Source organism: Lachnoanaerobaculum sp. MSX33 (genome assembly GCF_000512995.1).
GTDB lineage: Bacteria > Bacillota > Clostridia > Lachnospirales > Lachnospiraceae > Lachnoanaerobaculum.
Window position 1 is genome coordinate 45388 of the sequence record NZ_AZXX01000013.1, and the last position, 18940, is coordinate 64327.

Genomic DNA, 18940 nt, shown 5'->3' on the forward strand with positions numbered 1-18940 from the left:
TAATGGAAAAAACAAATATAAGGGCTTTAGCTTTGGAAGCTCTGTTATTGATAGATGTTGAAAAAGAGTACAGTCATAAGGTAATTGATATGGCTCTTGAAAAATATTCATACTTATCAAAGGCTGACAGAGGATTTTTTTCAAAAGTGGTCCATGGAGTGGTTGAGTACAGACTGCAGCTGGATGATATTATAAAAAAATACAACAACGGAAAGCGTGTAAAACCTGTAATCAGAGAAATACTGAGAATGTCTGTATATCAAATGCTTTATATGGACAGAGTTCCTGACAGAGCCGTAATAAATGAGGCGGTCAATCTTGTAAAGATGAGAAGATTGCAGGGACTTACAGGCTTTGTAAACGGAATACTCAGAAAAATAAGCAGTGAAAAAGAAGAACTGAAATTTGATGATTTAAGTATCAGGTACTCAATGCCTGAACTCATTTTAAATATAGTAAGAGATAATACCGGTAAGTATTTCAATGAAACTTTGGAATACTTTCTTAAGAACGGGCATTTGTCGGTAAGAGTAAATACTTCAAAATCAAGTGTTGAAGATGTAATAAAAGAGCTGGAAGCTAAGAATATTAAGACCCAAAGATCCGGGCTTAATCCGGATATATTATATATTACAGGATTTGACAGAGTGGACGATATTGAAGCGATAAGGTCCGGAAAATGCTATATCACAGATACATCATCATCTATGATATCAAAGGTACTTGGAGCCCGAGATATTAAAAAATGTGTGGATGTATGTGCCGCACCGGGAGGAAAGTCATTTTTACTGGCAGATAAGCTTGATAAAAGCTCAAAGATATATTCCTGTGATGTAAGTGAAAATAAGGTTGAATTGATAAGAGAAAATGCAAAAGTACAGGGATTTTCAAATATTATTCCGGCTGTTGCGGATGCAAGAATTTTTGATGAGAGATTTTGTGATGCCGATTTGATTTTGGCTGATTTACCATGCAGCGGAATAGGTATTATAGGGAAAAAGCCTGATATAAAGTATCGACTTGAAGAGGAAGACTTAAAATCACTTTCAGATCTGCAAAAAGAGATACTTGATAATGTGTCCAGGTATGTTAAGAAAAACGGTGAGTTGATATTTTCCACCTGTACACTGAATAAAGCGGAAAATGAAGACAATATGCTTTTGTTTCTGAAAAATCACACTGATTTTAAAGCTGTGGATCTTACTGAGAGAATGGACAAAGAAACGATAAAAATGCTTGAAGAGAGCGAACTGAAAAACGGGTATATGAAACTGATACCCGGAAGAGACAACTGCGACGGATTTTTTATTGCAGTATTTAGGAGAGATAATGACTGATATTAAGTCAATGGATTTAGATGAATTAAAGACATTTGTAAAGGAGATGAATGAGCCTGAGTTTAGGGCAAAGCAATTGTTTGAGTGGATGCATAAATCACTTATATCCTCCTTTGATGAATGTACAAACCTGTCAAAGGCATTCAGAGAAAAGCTGAAGGAAAGTACAAGCCTGACAAATCTTAAGGCTGTAGAGGTATTTAAGTCAAAACTTGACGGTACACAAAAATATCTTTTTGCACTTGAAGATGGAAATATCATAGAGAGTGTAAGAATGAAATATGAGCATGGAAACTCGGTATGTATATCATCTCAGGTGGGGTGCAGAATGGGATGTAAGTTTTGTGCTTCCACTCTTGACGGACTTGTACGAAATCTTTCGGCTTCGGAAATGCTTGATCAGATATACAGCATACAAAAACTTCTCGGAGAGAGAATATCAAATATTGTTGTAATGGGTTCGGGAGAGCCTATGGACAATTACGATAATATAGTAAAATTTGTAAAAATTATAAGCAGTGAAATGGGGCTTAATATAAGCCAGAGAAATATTACCGTATCAACTTGCGGTATTGTACCGAAAATAAGAGCTTTGGCAGATGAAGGTCTGAGTATTACTTTGGCGCTTTCCCTACATGCACCGAATGATGAAATAAGAAAGACTATAATGCCTGTTGCGAATAAATATGCATTAAAAGATGTTATTTCAGCCTGTGATTATTATTTTAAAAAGACCGGAAGAAGAGTATCATATGAGTATTCACTTGTGGCAGGTGTAAATGATAATATAAAAGAGGCGATGAATCTTGTAAAACTTGTAAACGGAAGAAATATTCACATCAATCTGATTCCGGTAAATCCTATAAAGGAGAGAGATTTTAAACAGTCCGACAAGCTTAAGATAAAAGCTTTTAGGGATTTCCTGGAGAAACATAGGGTAAATGCAACAGTTAGAAGAGAGATGGGTAGAGATATAGACGGTGCCTGTGGACAATTAAGAAGGAGATTTATTCAATCAGAAACGAATTCTTAAAAATTGGAGGTGTAATATGTATTCGGTTGCTTTGACCGATGTAGGCAGAAAAAGACTTGTAAATCAGGATACGGTATATATAAGTGATACGCCGGTAGGAGTATTGCCGAATTTATATATTGTGGCTGACGGCATGGGAGGAGAAAAGGCCGGAGACTATGCGTCAAAGTCTTTGATAGGCTATATGCTTACATATATTGAACATACAATAAAAATGCCGGTGACGGCAATACAAGGAGCCATAGAATATGCAAATGCAAATCTGTTTGCGGAGGGGAGTAAAAATCCCAATCTGTCGGGAATGGGAACAACCGTTGTGGCGGCAAGCATTATAGATAATACTTTGCATGTATTCAATGTAGGCGATTCCAGATGCTATGTACTTGATGAGAACAGTATTTCACAGATAACAAAGGATCATTCCCTTGTGGAAATGCTTGTTTCAAAAGGTGAAATAACGAGAGAGAGTGCTGAATATAAAGAGAATAAGAGTAAGATAACCAGAGCTGTAGGTGCGGAAGAAAGGGTACTGATAGACAGCTTTGAGGTGGATCTTGCCGGCAATGAGTATGTATTATTGTGTTCGGACGGACTTACAAATATGGTGGATGACAGGAAGATTTTCAATATAATATCTTCAAGTGCCGGTGTAAAGTCAAGTGCAAAAAGACTAGTAGAGGAGGCAAATCTATCAGGCGGAAGTGACAATATATCAATTTTGCTTATAGATATAAATGAGGGGTAGTATTATGAATCTTGAATCAGTTGTTTTGCAAGGAAGATATGAAATTATAGAAAAAATAGGCTCGGGAGGCATGTCAAATGTATTCAGAGCCAAGGATTTAAAGCTTGGCAGAGCTGTAGCAATAAAAGTTTTAAAGGAAGAATTTTGCTCGGATGCCGAGTTCGTAGAAAAGTTTAAAAGAGAAGCTCAGGCGGCTGCAGGACTTTTAGGAGAGAATATTGTTAATATCTACGATGTTGTGGATGAGGGCAAGTATCATTTTATAGTTATGGAGCTTGTAGACGGTATAACTCTGAAAGAATATATAAAAATAAAGGGTAAGCTGGATATTACAGAGGGTGTAAGTATTGCCATACAGGTGGCAAAGGCCCTTAAGCCTGCTCATGCACAGCATATAGTGCATAGAGATATAAAGCCTCAAAATATACTTATAACGGATGAAAGCAAAATAAAGGTTGCGGATTTCGGTATAGCAAGAGCGGTATCGGAGCAGACATTAAATGCGAATGCTATAGGTTCCGTGCATTATATTTCGCCGGAACAGGCCAGAGGCGGAAGATGCGATGCAAGGAGTGATATCTATTCTTTGGGTATCACAATGTATGAGATGTTTACAGGAAGAGTCCCGTTTACAGGAGATTCCACTGTTTCAATAGCTCTGGCACATCTTGAGCAGGCTATAACACCTCCGCATATATATAATAATCAGATATCCGCAAATCTGGAAAGAGTTATATTAAAGTGTACAAAGAAGGATCCGGCAAACAGATATCAAAATATCACTGAAGTTTTGGATGATTTGGAAAATGTATTGCTAAATCCGGATGAGCCGTATGCACTTACAGGAGCTACAAAGGTAATAAAGTCTGAGGATACTGCAGTTTTAAATCAGGTAGAGCCTATAGATGATATGGAAGATGAAGAATATGACAATGATGAAGTTGATAATGATGACGATGATTATGATGAGGAAGATGAAAAGATGGACAGAATCATGTCCATTGTCGGAGTCATTGTAGCTGTAATTATAGTTATACTTTTAGTATTCTTTGTTGGAAGATTTACCGGAGTATTCGGAGGTAAAAAGAGTGATACTTCTCAAAGTATGCTTGACTCCACACAGACTGTAATGCCTGATGTAGTGGGACTTTCAGAGAAGATGGCCGACAAGAAGCTTTCAGACAACAATCTTCAGATGCAGGTAAAATCAAGTGAATATTCGGATACTGTAGAAAAGGGAAATGTTATTTCACAGGATCCCAAGGCCGATGAGGTGGTTTCAAAGTATTCAAAGGTAAGTGTCGTAATAAGTCTCGGTTCCGATACGGTGGATATAACAAAGCTAGGTATTGCAGGAAAGACTAAGGAGGCGGCTGAAGCTCTTTTAAAGGAAAACGGTTTTTCAGTAGAATCAAAAGAGGAGAATTCAGATACTATTGAAAAGGGAAAGGTAATATCCTACAGTCCGACAAAGCCTAAAAACGGTGACAGAATTACTCTGATTGTCAGTAGCGGTAAGAAGGTGACAAAGGTTATTGTGCCTAATATTATAAATATGAGTGAAGCGGATGCAAAAGCTTTACTTGAGAGCAACGGACTTGTACTTGGAACAAGAGCTGAACAAAACAGCCAAAGTATAGCGGTCGGAATTATAGCAGGACAGTCGATAGCAGCAGGTTCAAGTGTGGACAGCGGTACAAGTATCGACTATGCTGTAAGTACAGGTGTTGCCGAGTCAAGTGAATCACAAAGTGAGAGTTCAGAGCAGGCACAGACTACAAAGGCCACGGTTGCGCCTGCAACCACAGCCGCAAGCTACAGATATGTGGCATCAATAGATACGAATTACTCATTGCAGGATGTTATAGGACCGAGTTCGGGATTTACAAGTGTAAAGGTTATGATAAGACTTAAGCAGACTGTAAACGGAAGTGATGTATATTCCACATTGATGGAAGCAAGAACCGTTACAGGTGATACCATACTTCCGGTAAGATTCAGAACAATTGTAGGAGCCAACGGTGTAGACCAGGGACAGGTGGAAATCGTAAATGTAGACAGTGGTGAGGTAATGAAATCATATACAGTGGAGTTCTTTAGAGTTGAGTAAAGAAGATATGAGCAAAATTTATTTTGCAAAGATAATAAAGGGTATTGCAGGTTTTTATTATTGTATAATCCTTGATGAAGGAGAAAGAAAAGGTCAGATTTTTGAATGCAAGGCAAAGGGCATTTTCAGAAAATTAGGAGTAAAGCCTTTGGTAGGTGACAATGTAGACTTTGAAATCACGGATACAAAAGATTTTGAAGGGAATATTGTGAAGATACATAAAAGAAAAAATGCCCTGATAAGACCTGCAGTAGCCAATATAGATAAAGTTGTGCTTGTTTTGGCGGTGGAATCACCTTCGCCTGCATTTTACTATTTGGATAAATATCTGATAAATATGTCAAATGCCGGTATAAAGGTGGAGATATGCTGGAACAAGACTGATCTTAACATGGATAAAGCCTTAAAATATGCAAAAATATATACTGATGCGGGATTTAAAAATATTATAGCTTCAACCTTTGAAGAAAACGGACTTGAAGATTTAAAAGAGGCTCTTAAAGGAGAGGTAAGTGTACTTGCCGGAGCATCGGGAGTGGGAAAGTCCTCTATAACAAATATACTTGCACCGAAAGCAAATATGGATACAAATACCGTCAGCAAAAAAATAGAAAGAGGAAGACATACTACCAGACATTCCGAACTTTTTATGATTGACAGTGATACCTTTGTATTTGATACCCCGGGGTTTACAAGTGTGGAGTCACCTGCATTTGATAAGGAGGAGCTCAGGTTTCACTTCCATGAGTTTGAAGAATATGAGGGTAAATGCAGATTTGCAGGTTGTATGCATATAAACGAACCGGATTGTGCCGTAAAGCAGGCTTTAGAAGAAAACCTGATAGGTGAATCCAGATATCAAAGCTATAAAAAAATGTATGAAGAGCTTTCTGAAAGGAGAAAGTATTGAAAAAGAATATTGCACCATCATTACTTGCAGCCGATTTCTTTGATTTATCATCACAGATGAAGCTTTTAAAAGAAGGAAATATAGAAGTATTACATCTTGATGTAATGGACGGAATGTTTGTACCGAGTATTTCATTCGGAATGCCTGTTATAAGTTCGTTAAGAAAGTCCGTGGATTTTTTCTTTGATGTACATATGATGGTAGAAAATCCAGAGAGATATATTGAAGATTTTTATAATAGCGGAGCCGACGGTATAACTATACATTTTGAGGCTTGCAAGCATATAGACAGAACTATATCACAAATAAAGTCACTGGGGCTTAGAAGCGGTATATCCATAAATCCCGCAACCCCTGTTTCACTCCTTGAAAATATAGTTTCCGAAGTAGATATGGTACTTATAATGAGTGTAAATCCGGGATTCGGGGGTCAAAAATTTATTCCCTACAGTTTGGATAAGATAAGAGAACTCTCAAAAATGAGAGAAAAGAAAAATCCTAAACTTTTGATACAGGTGGACGGAGGAGTAGGTGTAGATAATATAAAAGCTCTTTCAGATGCCGGAGTTGATGAGTTTGTGGCAGGTTCTTCAGTGTTTAAAGGTGATATTTTAAAGAATATAAAAGCTTTAAATGATGCACTTGGAGAGGTATAGATATTGTAAATGAATGCAATAATTGTTACCGGCGGAGATATTGACTTATCATTATTGGAAAATTATATAGCCGAAAATAAAGAAGATGTTATTATCAGTGTGGATGCGGCAATTACAAAGCTTGAAAAAATAAATGTAACCCCCCATATAATGGTCGGAGATTTTGATACACTCTCTGATGAGGAGAGGCTGAAAAAATATGAAAACCTGAATGTTGAGATAGTAAAGCATGACCCTATAAAGGATTTTTCAGACAGCGAACTTGCTGTTGACAGGGCTGTAAAAGACGGTATCCGAAACATAGTAGTTTTCGGGGCTCTCGGAAAGAGGTTTGATCATGCTTTTGCCAATATTTTGATACTACAAAAGTATAAAAAACTTGGAGCGGATATAACCATATATGACAGATATAATAAAATATATGTCATATCAAATCATTTCAAATTGGAAAGAGAGAAACTTTGGGGAAAATACATAAGCTTTTTTTCACTTGAAGGAAAAAACTTTATGGATAAACTTGAGGGAGTTAAGTATCCCATAAAAAACAGAATAATTGACAATATAGCTACGCCAAGTCTTTATATAAGTAATGAGATTAAAGATGATAAGTTGGAAGCCGCTTTTAGCGGAGACTTATTGGTTGTTGAGAGCAGAGATTAGATAATAAAAGCAGATTTTCATTTTGAAAGTCTGTTTTTTATTATGATTTTTGATACGAATTAATGTAAATCATTATTAATAAAAAGTTCATTTACAAATATTAAAAATTTGTTTATTCTTATAGTGTATTAAAGAGACAGTACAATAAACGGAAGGGGAGTATATGGAATGGAAGGTGAAATCCGACAGAGCCGTGTATTTGCAGATTATTGATTATATAAGAATGCAAATATTTTCAGGTGAGATAGGATGTGGAGATAAGCTTTTGAGCGTAAGAGAGCTTTCAAATGTATTGAATGTAAATCCAAATACTGTCCAAAGGGCGTATGCGGAGCTTGAGAGAGAGGGACTGGTAGATACTATAAGAAATACAGGCCGTGAAGTTACAACTAATTTAGAAATAATTAAGCAAAGTAAAGAGGAACTGGCAAGAGAATATACAGTGGAATATTTTTTAAATATGGTTAATATGGGATTTTCAAAAGAGGAAATACTTAAGAATATACAGAAGATGGAGGAAGATAAAAATGCTTGATTTACTTAGTTTAAAGGCTGTCAGTAAAAAGTATGGAATTAAACAGGCACTGAATAATATAAACCTGAATATACCGGCCGGAAAAATTGTCGGACTGTTCGGTCCGAAGGGTGGAGGCAGAACTACCCTAATAAAGATAATTACAGGCGTATTAAATCAGACAGAGGGCGTAGTGAGTATTGACGGAGTTGAACCGAATGAAATAACAAAATCCTATGTTGCATATTTTCCGGATAAAATTTTTCTCGAGGAAAATATGACTATAAAAGATACAATATCTATGCATGCCGATTTTTATGAGGATTTCTCCAAAGACAAAGCCTACGAAATGTTTAATGATTTAAAGATTCCGGATAAATTCAAGATAAAAGCTTTGTCAAAAGAAAACAGAAGAAAGTTGCAAGCTATACTTATTATGAGTAGAAATGCAAAGCTCTACGTTTTGGACGAACCGTTTTTCGATGTAGACAATGATGCAAGGGATTATATATTGAAAATAATTTTAAGCAACTATAACAGGAATGCTACTGTTTTGATATCTACAATTCTTACTCCGGAGGTGGAAAGGATAATTGATGAAGTCGTATTTATAAAAGACGGAGAAATCGTACTATATGATGCGGCGGAAAAGATAAGAAATGAAAAAGGTTGTTCTATAGACGAATATTTCAAGGAGGTATTTAATGTCTCGTAAATTGATAAAATATGAATTTAAGCAAATGAAATCTGCACTTTTACTCACAGCAATAGCGATTGCGATTATTACGGTAATAGTTTTCTGTATAGGAATACTTCCGATGTTGGTTTTCGGAATTAATGACTCGACTGCAGGTATATTATCGATTTTTTTGGCAAATATATCTGCTCTTTTATACGCAGTTGTACTGATTGTTACAGGAATAGGTATGAATATATATATAGGAGTCAGGTTTTATAAAACCATGTATTCAGGTATAGGATATTTTACAAATACATTGCCTTTAAAGAAACATGAGATTATTTTGAGCAAGATAATACCTGCGGCAATAGCACAAACAATTGTAACGCTGATGGTTATCGTATCGGGAGGTATTATATTCTGCGGTTTTATATTGGCAAAAGACGGATTTGGAGATTTGATGCTTTATATATCAAGGTTTAAAGGCGTAGTACTGGGTAATTTTACAATGTTAAACGGTATGGGAATTATACTTGGAATTGTCTTTGCCGGTTTATTTGCAATTATACAAACAGTTTCCAATACATTGCTTTTATTTTTAGCAGTTTCAATCGGACAGCTGTTTAATTCAAATAAAATCCTGATGAGTGTAATAATATTTATAGTTATGAACAGAGTATTTAATGCTGTTGACGCAATAATAGAAGTGATAACAACAGCATTTGTATACGGGCCTTTTATACATGGTCCAAGTATATATAGTGTTATTACAATGATTTTAATTAGTGCAAAGAATATAATAATAGCTGTAATTGCCTATTTAATAAGCTATCGCATACTCAGATACAAACTGAATTTGGAATAATAATTAAAATAAAAAAGGATAAAATATATTAAACCATTATAAGTGGTATGATTAAAACTATTCAAACTGGATATTTTAATCATACCACTATTTTTATATACTGATATCAGCCCAAAATGATGGAGGAAAGATCATGGAAAGAACAAAAGACAGTACGGTTTTTAAACTTGTAGCAACAGCACTTATGGCGGCATTATGTTATGTGAGCTTCACATATTTAAAGATACCGATTCCTACAATATCAGGCGATATGACGGCATTACATATCGGAAACGCTTTTTGTGTTATTGCGGCGATATTGCTTGGAGGAGTATATGGCGGTATAGCGGGAAGCCTTGGAATGACCATAGCCGATATTTTAGATCCGGTATATATAACTTCAGCACCTAAAACATTTATATTAAAGCTTTGCATCGGACTTATCGCAGGCTTTGTGGCACATAAAATTGCTCATATTACAGAAAATCATGATACAAAATACATTATGAAGTGGACTGCAATATCTTCAATCTGCGGACTTGGATTTAATGTTATATTCGATCCTATAGTGGGATATTTGTATAAGGTATATATTTTGGGAGTTCAGGCGGATGCCGCAAAGATCATGGCTACATGGGCGGCAGGTACAACTCTTATAAATGCAATAGTAAGTACCGTATTGATAGTAATACTTTATGCTGCACTCAGACCGGTACTTATTAAGTCGGGATTATTCCTTAAAATAAAATAGCATACTCCATTTTATAGGATATTTCTATTTGCTCTCGGGTGAATAGAGATATCCTTTTTTTTCTAATATATTGCCACATCCTTTATAGTGGTATATAATACAACCGTGGTGTCTGCCCGCTTTGTTTTATCGGTGGACAGAGGGATATTGTAGATTTTGAAAGCAAATGGAGGTGTACAATGGAGAAGTTGGAGCAACTGTATGAAGGAAAAGCCAAGAAAGTATTTAAGACTGCGGACCCTGATGTGCTCATAGTTTCTTATAAAGATGATGCCACAGCATTTAACGGAGAGAAAAAAGGAACAATAGTGGGAAAAGGTGCGATTAATAATCGTATGACAAATCATTTGTTTAAACTATTGGAAAAGAAGGGAGTTCCTACTCATTATATCGAAGAGCTTAACGACAGAGAGACTGCTGTAAAAGCTGTAAAGATAGTACCGCTTGAGGTAATAGTGAGAAATTACTCTGCAGGAAGCTTTGCCAAAAAGCTCGGTATGGAAGAGGGAATCAAGCTAAAAACTCCTACTTTGGAATTCTCCTATAAGGATGACGATCTTGGAGATCCTTTTATAAACGGTTATTATGCATTGGCGCTTGATCTTGCAACTCAGGATGAGATTGACAAGATTGCCTCATACGCTTTCAAAGTAAATGAAACACTGATTGATTATTTTGACGGACTTGGAATAGACCTGATAGATTTTAAAATAGAATTCGGCAGATATAAGGGAGATATTATCCTTGCTGATGAGATATCACCTGATACCTGCAGATTATGGGATAAACAAACCCATGAAAAACTGGATAAGGACAGATTCAGAAGAGATTTGGGCGGAGTGGAAGATGCCTACGCCGAAGTATTTAAAAGACTTGGTATACAATAGGAGGAAGGCTTGAAAGATAGATATATTAGTCCGCTTTCAGAAAGATATGCAAGTGCGAAAATGCAGTATATTTTTTCGCAGGACAAGAAGTTTAAAACCTGGAGAAAACTTTGGATTGCTCTTGCAGAGACGGAGAAAGAGCTCGGCCTTAATATTACTGATGAACAGATAGAAGAATTAAAGAAATTTCAGGATGATATAAACTTTGATGTGGCAAAGGAAAGGGAAAAGGAAGTAAGACATGATGTTATGAGTCATGTATATGCTTACGGAGTACAATGTCCAAAGGCAAAGGGAATTATCCATCTTGGGGCAACCAGCTGTTATGTGGGCGATAATACAGATATTATTATCATGAAAGAAGCCCTGGAGCTGGTAAAAGAAAAGCTTGTAAATGTAATCAATGAGCTTTCAAAGTTTGCTTTAAAATATAAGGATCTGCCTACTTTGGCATTTACTCATTTTCAACCGGCACAGCCTACCACGGTAGGAAAGAGGGTTACACTTTGGATAAATGAGCTTTTGCTTGATTATGAGGATGTAAATTATACTCTTGAGAATTTGAAACTTTTGGGATGTAAGGGTACTACGGGTACTCAAGCCTCTTTTGTGGAACTTTTTGACGGAGATGATGAGAAGATAAATAAAATAGATCCTATGATTGCAAATAAGATGGGATTTAAGGAGTGTTATCCTGTTTCAGGGCAGACATACTCAAGAAAAGTGGATATCAAGGTATTAAATGTGCTTGCAGGTATTGCCGCTTCGGCACATAAGTTCTCAAATGATATCAGACTTTTACAGCATTTAAAAGAGATTGAAGAGCCTTTTGAAAAGTCGCAGATAGGTTCATCAGCTATGGCATATAAGAGAAATCCGATGCGAAGCGAGAGGATTGCATCTTTGGCAAATTATGTAATGAGTGATGTTATGAATCCTATGATGGTGGCATCCACTCAGTGGTTTGAAAGGACACTTGACGATTCCGCAAATAAGAGACTTTCAATACCTGAAGGCTTTTTGAGCATAGACGGTATACTTGATTTATATTTAAATGTGGTGGACGGATTGGTAGTATATCCAAAAGTTATAGAAAAACATTTGATGTCAGAATTGCCTTTTATGGCTACAGAGAATATAATGATGGATGCAGTAAAAGCCGGTGGAGACAGACAGGAGCTGCATGAAAGAATCAGAGAGCTTTCAATGATTGCCGGAAGAAATGTAAAGGAACTTGGAGAAGAAAACAATCTGCTTGATTTGATTGCAAATGATCCTATGTTCAATCTTTCAAAGGAAGAATTGAAAGAGTCTATGAAGCCTGAAAAATATATCGGAAGAAGCAGTGTTCAGGTGGAAGATTTTATAAAAAGAATTATCAAGCCTATTTTAGATGAAAATAAAGATATTCTGGGATTGAAGGCTGATATAAATGTGTAAGGAGAATTAAATGGTAAGAGCTATTGTAGGCGCCAACTGGGGCGACGAAGGTAAGGGCAAAATCACGGATATGCTTGCGGCTAAGGCGGATATTATTATTCGTTTTCAGGGCGGCAGCAATGCAGGTCATACAATTATAAACAATTACGGTAAATTTGCTTTGCATCTGTTGCCGTCAGGAGTATTTTATGATCATACAACAAGCATTATAGGAAACGGTGTTGCACTTAATATTCCATATCTTGTTAAAGAGATAAATGAGCTGGTTGAAAAAGGTGTACCGAGACCTAAGATTTTGGTTTCGGACAGAGCACAACTTCTGATGCCATATCATATTTTGCAGGATACCTATGAGGAGGCAAGACTTGCCGGAAAGGCATATGGCTCTACCAAGTCGGGAATAGCTCCTTTTTATTCAGATAAGTTTGCAAAAATCGGAATACAGGTAAGCGAGCTTTTTGACGATGAAATATTGGAAGAAAAGGTTGAAAAAATCTGTACATTGAAAAATGTTATGTTCAAGCATCTTTACAATATGCCTGAGCTTGATAAGACAGAACTTATGAATACACTTCATGAGTACAGAGATATGGTTGAACCTTTTGTATGTGATGTGAGTGCATATCTTTACAAGGCTATAAAAGAAGGAAAGAATATTCTTCTTGAGGGTCAGCTCGGTTCATTAAAGGATCCGGATCACGGAATATATCCAATGGTTACATCATCTTCCACATTGGCTGCATACGGTGCTATAGGAGCAGGTATTGCTCCGTATGAGATAAAGGAAATCACAACAGTGGTTAAGGCATACTCATCAGCGGTTGGAGCCGGAGAGTTTGTCAGCGAGATAGAGGATGAGGCTGCTGCAGATGAACTTAGAAGAAGAGGCGGAGACGGTGGTGAGTTCGGTGCTACCACAGGAAGACCTAGAAGAATGGGATGGTTTGATGCTGTAGCATCCAGATACGGTGTAAGAATTCAGGGTACTACAGAGGTCGCACTTACAGTACTTGATGTACTCGGATATCTTGAAGAGATTCCTGTATGTGTAGGCTATGATATAAATGGTGAGATAACCAAGGACTTCCCTACAACAAATAAATTAAAGATTGCAAAACCTGTATATGAATATCTTCCGGGATGGAATTGTGATATCAGAGGTATAAAGAAATATGAGGAATTGCCTGAGAATTGTAGGAAGTATATTGAGTTTATAGAAAAAGAACTTAAAGTACCTGTGAAGTTGGTAAGCAATGGACCGGGTAGAGATGATATTATCTATAGATAGGACTTTTGCCGGCCCCATATTAGTTTAAACTGATATGGGGCATGACTATTCATTAAATAAGGAGAAAAAATGCTGGACATAATAGAGAAACTTCAAAAAGAAGCTTTAGAAAAGATAAACAGTGCTGAAAATAAAGAAAGATTAAATGAGCTTAAGGTAGCATATCTTGGAAAGAAGGGTGAACTTACCGCACTTCTTAAAAACATGAAAAATATAGCTCCTGAAGATAGAGCTGAATTCGGTAAAGTAGTGAACGAAGCAAGAGAAGCTATTGAAAATACATTAAATAATGTGGGAAGTGAGCTTGCAAAGCTTGCACTTGAGGCAAAGTTAAAGGCGGAGACCATTGACGTTACATTGCCTGCAAACAAGAGAGAATTCGGGCACAGTCATCCGAATGTAATCGCATTGCATGAGGTTGAAAAAATATTTACAAATATGGGCTATGAGGTTGTTGAAGGACCTGAGATAGAGTTTGATGAATACAACTTTACAAAGCTCAATATTCCTGAGGATCACCCTGCCAAGGATGAACAGGATACCTTCTATATAACAAAGGATATAGTGCTTCGTACTCAGACATCACCTGTACAGGCAAGAATTATGGAGACAGGAAAGCTTCCTATAAAGATGATAAGTCCCGGAAGAGTGTATCGTTCAGACGAAGTGGACGCTACTCATTCACCTACATTTAATCAGATAGAGGGACTTATTGTAGATAAGGATATCACATTTGCAGATCTTAAGGGAACACTTGAGGTATTTGCCAAGAAACTTTTCGGAGAAGATACAAAGGTTAAGTTCAGACCTCATCATTTCCCGTTTACAGAGCCGAGTGCGGAGATGGATGTGACATGCTTTAAATGTCATGGAAGCGGCTGCAGATTCTGTAAGGGCAGCGGTTGGATAGAGATACTTGGTTGCGGAATGGTACATCCACATGTATTTGATATGTGCGGTGTAGACAAGAATGAATACAACGGTTTTGCATTCGGTATCGGACTTGAGAGAATCGCACTATTAAAGTATGAAATCGATGATATGAGACTTTTATACGAGAATGATATCAGATTCTTGAAGCAATTCTAATAAAGCTTGTACAAAATATTATATTTACAGTAAATAACAGAGGTGAAGAATGGATACAGCATTATCATGGATAAAGGCCTATGTGCCTGACTTGGAAGTGACTCCAAGTGAATATACAGATGCAATGACTCTTACCGGAACCAAGGTAGAGGGTTATAAAGAATTGGATAAAAATCTCGAGAAAATAGTTGTCGGTGAGATACTTTCAATAGAAAAACACCCTGATGCGGATAAACTTATTATCTGCCAGGTGGATGTAGGAAATGAAAAAATACAGATAGTTACAGGAGCACCTAATGTTTCGGTTGGTGATAAAGTTCCTGTAGTTTTAGACGGCGGAAAAGTTGCAGGCGGACATGACGGAAGTCCGTTACCTGAAAACGGTATAAAAATAAAGAAGGGCAAGCTTCGTGGAGTTGAGTCATTCGGTATGATGTGCTCTATTGAAGAGCTTGGCCAGGACAAGAACTATTTCCCTGATGCACCTGAAAGCGGAATCTATATTCTGCCAAAGGATGCAAAGGTCGGTAGCGATGCTATAGAGCTTTTGGGACTTAGAGATACCGTATTTGAGTACGAAATTACATCAAACAGAGTGGACTGCTACGGAGTAGTAGGAATTGCAAGAGAGGCAGCCGCTACATTTAAGAAAAATCTTGTTTTACCGAAGGTAAATACAACAGGAAATTCTGAGAATGTAAATGATTACTTAAGTGTGGAAGTAAAGGATGAGAATCTTTGCAAGAGATATGTCGCAAGAGTTGTAAAGAATATAAAGCTTGCACCTTCACCTGCATGGATGCAGGAAAGACTTCGTGCAGTGGGAATCAGACCTATAAACAATATAGTGGATATTACAAACTATGTTATGGCTGAGTACGGTCAGCCTATGCATGCTTTTGATTACAATTTGATCGAAGGACAGAAAATAGTTGTAGACAGAGCAAAGGACGGAGATGAGTTTGAGACTCTGGACGGAGTGGTAAGAAAGCTTGACAGCAATATTTTAATGATAAATGATGCTAAAAAAGCTGTAGCTATTGCCGGAATCATGGGTGGTGAGAACTCAAAGATTACAGACGATGTAAGTACAATGATATTTGAATGCGCTACTTTTGACGGTACAAATATCAGACTTTCATCAAAGAGAATAGGACTTCGTACAGATTCATCAGGAAAGTTTGAAAAAGGCCTTGATCCGAATAATGCTTATGATGCTATGATGAGAGCATGTTCTTTGGTGGAAGAACTTGGAGCAGGAGAAGTGGTTGGCGGAACAATTGATGTTTATCCTGTAAAAGCGGTAGAGTCAAGAGTAGCTTTTGAGCCTGAAAGAATCAATAAATTGCTTGGAACTTCCATATCAAAAGAAGATATGCTTGAAATCTTTGACAGAATTGAGTTAAAATACGATAAAGAGACTAATGAGATTGTGGCTCCTACATTCAGACAGGATATTCACTTTATGGCGGATTTGGCTGAGGAAGTTGCAAGATTCTTCGGATATGACAAGATACCTACAACATTGCCGAAAGCAAGCGCAACCATAGGCGGTATCAGTATGAAGCTTGAAATAGAAGAGCTTGCAAGAGAAGTGGCAAAGTTTTTGGGATTCTCAGAGGCAATGAACTATTCATTTGAGAGTGCCAAGGTATTTGACAAGCTCGGATTGTCAAAAGACAGCCACTATAGAAATGCTATTGAAATATCAAATCCTCTGGGTGAAGATTTCAGAATGATGAGAACTCAGGCTGTAAACGGTATACTTAATTCTCTTTCAACAAATTACAACAGAAGAAATAAGGATGTGCATTTATTTGAGCTTGCAAACATCTATATTCCAAAGGAGCTTCCTTTAAAGGAATTGCCTGATGAGAGAATGCAGTTTGTACTTGGATTCTATGGCAAGGAAAACTTCTTTGATATGAAGGGTGTGGTAGAGGAATTCTTATATACAATAGGAATTGTCGGTAAACTTCACTATGATCCGGGTTGCAAGGAAGAGTTCTTACATCCGGGAAGAAAAGCCGATATAGTGCTTGACGGAGTTCGCCTCGGATATTTGGGCGAAGTGCATCCGATTGTATGTGAAAATTATAAATTGGGCGAGAAGACCTATATAGCGGTACTTGATTTGCCGAATATAATTCCGTTTGTAAATTTTGATATCAAATATACAGGAATAGCAAAATATCCTGCAATTTCAAGAGATATTTCATTGGTAGTGCCAAGAAGCGTTTTGGTAGGTGAGATTGAGGATATAATTTCTGAAAACGGCGGAAGCAATCTTGAATCCTTTAATTTGTTTGATATCTATGAGGGTGATCAGATAGAGGCAGGATTTAAGTCGGTAGCTTATTCACTTACATTCAGAAACAAGGAGAGAACTCTTCTTGATGCCGATGTTAATGAGGTTATGGATAAGATATTAAAGAAGCTTGAGGAAAAGAATATCAGAATCAGATCCTAGTTTAAATTAAGCTGTGGGATAATCTTTGATAGATATGTGTTTTGTTTTAGAAAAGTGAGAGATAGATATGGTTAGAAGTAGAGGAAGGAAAAAGAAAAGTAAAGCTTTCATCAGGTACTTTTGTCTTTTTGTGTTTTCAGTTATATTGCTTACTTCTGCGCTAATCGGAGATGACACCAGAGCTTATGGAGAAGGAAGAAATGCCGTATTTAAAAACCCGATAAATCCGGATTATGAAAGCAATGATAACGGAGTCAAGACATCGTCCAGAATAAGAGTACTTAATAATCTAAGCGGAGAAATCGAATACGGATCAAATGCCATGTCTTTGATTTCCGTAAGCGAGAATGACAACAGAAGAAGTATTATAAAAAATTTTGCAGATATACTGGATATGGATATTTACAGTAATCTATGCCTAAATGCAAATATTGAAAACAGTTCGGATGTGGAAAGGGATATAAGTTTTGATATAACACTGCCTCCTAAGACGGAGGGCAGTGTGTCTGAACTTAGGCTTATAAACTCAAGTCTTGATATTTTTACCGGAGATTTATCAGGTGTTGATATAAAGTATGAAACGGACGGAAAAACTGTCACGGAGACTGAGAGAAAGTCTGGAAAAAAGGTGGATTTTAATAAGGTTAATTCTGTAAAAATAGAGGGGAAATTAGCTGCAGGTCAGAAATTTGAAGGCATTTTACCTATGGAAATCATAGAGCGAAGAATGGTAATAGAGAAAAAAGATGACTTTGTGGATGATTTGAAGACTATTGAAGAAGTTAATACAAATAATATCTTTGCTTTCAAATTGGATTACAGATATCCTATCAAAAAAGAACTTAATATGAGCATAGCAACCTGCCACGGAAGTGACAGGGAGGAAGATTTCTTAAACGGAAAAACAGTAGGTATAGTAAGGCGCGATGAGGAAAGCTATGATATATTGCCCAATGATATAATTGAAAAGCTTCCGGGAGCCAATGTGGCATTTTGTTCAATGTTTACTACAGATGAAAAGAAAGACGCATTTGTAAACGATTACAGCTACATCAGTGTCAATACAAAGGACTTCCAGAGCCTTGTAAATGACAGAGGATATTCTCTCCTTATAAAAAACGGTTCATTACAGAATAAATACAGCTTTATAGTCGGAGAAAAAAAACATATATATGACGAAGGACTTGAATTACATCTTGGTAAAAAGGATAAGTATAATCACTTGCTTTCAAAGGTATATGTAGAGTTCCAAAAGATTCTTGACTGCAAAGACATTGAGATTACAGTTGGAAGTGAGTGGAAAAACTTTGACAATCTGGTAACCGCAAAGATTCAAAACGATGATGAGATTATAGAGATTGACAGAAGTAAAATAAAGGTTGAGTCCAATGTGGACACAAAGAAAACAGGTGACTACTCAGTAAAATATTCTTATGAAATTTTGCCGAGTATATGGGTAAGTAACAGTGCTAAGGTAAAGGTCACAGGAAACAAAGAGTCGTCACAGACTGAGAAAGAGAGCAACAG

Annotated in this window: 17 protein-coding genes; all 17 read left to right on the forward strand. The window is 36.8% G+C overall.

Going from position 1 to position 18940, the window contains the following annotated elements; translation table 11 throughout:
* Positions 1 to 2: 2 nt before the first annotated feature.
* Positions 3 to 1337, forward strand: coding sequence for a 16S rRNA (cytosine(967)-C(5))-methyltransferase RsmB (gene rsmB / locus HMPREF1495_RS01830; protein ID WP_034211555.1), 1335 nt, complete (start codon positions 3 to 5; stop codon positions 1335 to 1337).
* Positions 1330 to 2370 (forward strand): 23S rRNA (adenine(2503)-C(2))-methyltransferase RlmN, encoded by a 1041-nt coding sequence (gene rlmN, locus HMPREF1495_RS01835; protein WP_034211556.1) that lies wholly within the window; start codon positions 1330 to 1332, stop codon positions 2368 to 2370. The genes rsmB and rlmN overlap by 8 nt, the downstream gene beginning before the upstream one ends.
* 16 nt (positions 2371 to 2386) lie before the next feature.
* On the forward strand, positions 2387 to 3115 hold the full coding sequence (locus tag HMPREF1495_RS01840) for a Stp1/IreP family PP2C-type Ser/Thr phosphatase (RefSeq protein WP_007591006.1): 729 nt from the start codon (positions 2387 to 2389) through the stop codon (positions 3113 to 3115).
* Positions 3116 to 3119: 4 nt separating this feature from the next.
* On the forward strand, positions 3120 to 5225 hold the full coding sequence (gene pknB / locus HMPREF1495_RS01845) for a Stk1 family PASTA domain-containing Ser/Thr kinase (RefSeq protein WP_034211557.1): 2106 nt from the start codon (positions 3120 to 3122) through the stop codon (positions 5223 to 5225).
* Positions 5226 to 5232: 7 nt separating this feature from the next.
* Entirely contained in the window at positions 5233 to 6135 is a 903-nt protein-coding gene (gene rsgA, locus HMPREF1495_RS01850) for a ribosome small subunit-dependent GTPase A (protein WP_051402795.1), read from the forward strand.
* Complete coding sequence (gene rpe / locus HMPREF1495_RS01855) at positions 6132 to 6791, forward strand: ribulose-phosphate 3-epimerase (protein ID WP_007591010.1); 660 nt, start codon at positions 6132 to 6134, stop codon at positions 6789 to 6791. The genes rsgA and rpe overlap by 4 nt, the downstream gene beginning before the upstream one ends.
* Positions 6792 to 6800: 9 nt before the next feature.
* Positions 6801 to 7451 carry a thiamine diphosphokinase gene (locus HMPREF1495_RS01860; protein WP_034211559.1) on the forward strand — a complete coding sequence of 217 codons (651 nt, stop codon included), beginning with the start codon at positions 6801 to 6803 and terminating at the stop codon, positions 7449 to 7451.
* Positions 7452 to 7614: 163 nt separating this feature from the next.
* Positions 7615 to 7986: a GntR family transcriptional regulator gene (locus HMPREF1495_RS01865; RefSeq protein ID WP_034211560.1), complete on the forward strand. Its 372-nt coding sequence runs from the start codon at positions 7615 to 7617 to the stop codon at positions 7984 to 7986.
* The gene (locus HMPREF1495_RS01870; RefSeq protein WP_034211561.1) at positions 7979 to 8680 is read left to right on the forward strand and encodes an ATP-binding cassette domain-containing protein; all 702 of its coding nucleotides are present in this window, start codon (positions 7979 to 7981) and stop codon (positions 8678 to 8680) included. Before HMPREF1495_RS01865 ends, HMPREF1495_RS01870 begins: the two co-directional genes overlap by 8 nt.
* Positions 8670 to 9509: a hypothetical protein gene (locus HMPREF1495_RS01875; RefSeq protein WP_034211562.1), complete on the forward strand. Its 840-nt coding sequence runs from the start codon at positions 8670 to 8672 to the stop codon at positions 9507 to 9509. The genes HMPREF1495_RS01870 and HMPREF1495_RS01875 overlap by 11 nt, the downstream gene beginning before the upstream one ends.
* 133 nt (positions 9510 to 9642) lie before the next feature.
* Positions 9643 to 10239: an ECF transporter S component gene (locus tag HMPREF1495_RS01880; protein WP_007591025.1), complete on the forward strand. Its 597-nt coding sequence runs from the start codon at positions 9643 to 9645 to the stop codon at positions 10237 to 10239.
* Between the two features lie 179 nt (positions 10240 to 10418).
* Positions 10419 to 11126, forward strand: coding sequence for a phosphoribosylaminoimidazolesuccinocarboxamide synthase (gene purC / locus HMPREF1495_RS01885; protein ID WP_007591028.1), 708 nt, complete (start codon positions 10419 to 10421; stop codon positions 11124 to 11126).
* 9 nt (positions 11127 to 11135) lie between these two features.
* Positions 11136 to 12566 (forward strand): adenylosuccinate lyase, encoded by a 1431-nt coding sequence (gene purB / locus HMPREF1495_RS01890; RefSeq protein ID WP_034211563.1) that lies wholly within the window; start codon positions 11136 to 11138, stop codon positions 12564 to 12566.
* A gap of 10 nt (positions 12567 to 12576) precedes the next feature.
* Positions 12577 to 13854, forward strand: coding sequence for an adenylosuccinate synthase (locus HMPREF1495_RS01895; protein WP_034211564.1), 1278 nt, complete (start codon positions 12577 to 12579; stop codon positions 13852 to 13854).
* 69 nt (positions 13855 to 13923) lie between these two features.
* Entirely contained in the window at positions 13924 to 14943 is a 1020-nt protein-coding gene (pheS, locus tag HMPREF1495_RS01900) for a phenylalanine--tRNA ligase subunit alpha (protein ID WP_034211565.1), read from the forward strand.
* A 49-nt stretch (positions 14944 to 14992) separates the two neighbouring features.
* The gene (gene pheT / locus HMPREF1495_RS01905; RefSeq protein WP_034211567.1) at positions 14993 to 17413 is read left to right on the forward strand and encodes a phenylalanine--tRNA ligase subunit beta; all 2421 of its coding nucleotides are present in this window, start codon (positions 14993 to 14995) and stop codon (positions 17411 to 17413) included.
* A 67-nt stretch (positions 17414 to 17480) separates the two neighbouring features.
* On the forward strand, positions 17481 to 18940 hold a 1460-nt coding region (locus tag HMPREF1495_RS01910; protein ID WP_034211569.1), incomplete at its 3' end, for a bacterial Ig-like domain-containing protein.

What these genes read in the sequence shown, in the direction of transcription:
- HMPREF1495_RS01865 (WP_034211560.1), top strand. Translation starts at nt 7,615, where the DNA reads ATGGAATGGAAGGTGAAATCCGACAGAGCCGTGTATTTGCAGATTATT.
- rlmN (WP_034211556.1), top strand. Translation starts at nt 1,330, where the DNA reads ATGACTGATATTAAGTCAATGGATTTAGATGAATTAAAGACATTTGTA.
- rsgA (WP_051402795.1), top strand. Translation starts at nt 5,233, where the DNA reads ATGAGCAAAATTTATTTTGCAAAGATAATAAAGGGTATTGCAGGTTTT.
- HMPREF1495_RS01840 (WP_007591006.1), top strand. Translation starts at nt 2,387, where the DNA reads ATGTATTCGGTTGCTTTGACCGATGTAGGCAGAAAAAGACTTGTAAAT.
- HMPREF1495_RS01895 (WP_034211564.1), top strand. Translation starts at nt 12,577, where the DNA reads ATGGTAAGAGCTATTGTAGGCGCCAACTGGGGCGACGAAGGTAAGGGC.
- HMPREF1495_RS01860 (WP_034211559.1), top strand. Translation starts at nt 6,801, where the DNA reads ATGAATGCAATAATTGTTACCGGCGGAGATATTGACTTATCATTATTG.
- rsmB (WP_034211555.1), top strand. Translation starts at nt 3, where the DNA reads ATGGAAAAAACAAATATAAGGGCTTTAGCTTTGGAAGCTCTGTTATTG.
- HMPREF1495_RS01880 (WP_007591025.1), top strand. Translation starts at nt 9,643, where the DNA reads ATGGAAAGAACAAAAGACAGTACGGTTTTTAAACTTGTAGCAACAGCA.
- pheT (WP_034211567.1), top strand. Translation starts at nt 14,993, where the DNA reads ATGGATACAGCATTATCATGGATAAAGGCCTATGTGCCTGACTTGGAA.
- purC (WP_007591028.1), top strand. Translation starts at nt 10,419, where the DNA reads ATGGAGAAGTTGGAGCAACTGTATGAAGGAAAAGCCAAGAAAGTATTT.
- pknB (WP_034211557.1), top strand. Translation starts at nt 3,120, where the DNA reads ATGAATCTTGAATCAGTTGTTTTGCAAGGAAGATATGAAATTATAGAA.
- pheS (WP_034211565.1), top strand. Translation starts at nt 13,924, where the DNA reads ATGCTGGACATAATAGAGAAACTTCAAAAAGAAGCTTTAGAAAAGATA.
- HMPREF1495_RS01870 (WP_034211561.1), top strand. Translation starts at nt 7,979, where the DNA reads ATGCTTGATTTACTTAGTTTAAAGGCTGTCAGTAAAAAGTATGGAATT.
- HMPREF1495_RS01875 (WP_034211562.1), top strand. Translation starts at nt 8,670, where the DNA reads ATGTCTCGTAAATTGATAAAATATGAATTTAAGCAAATGAAATCTGCA.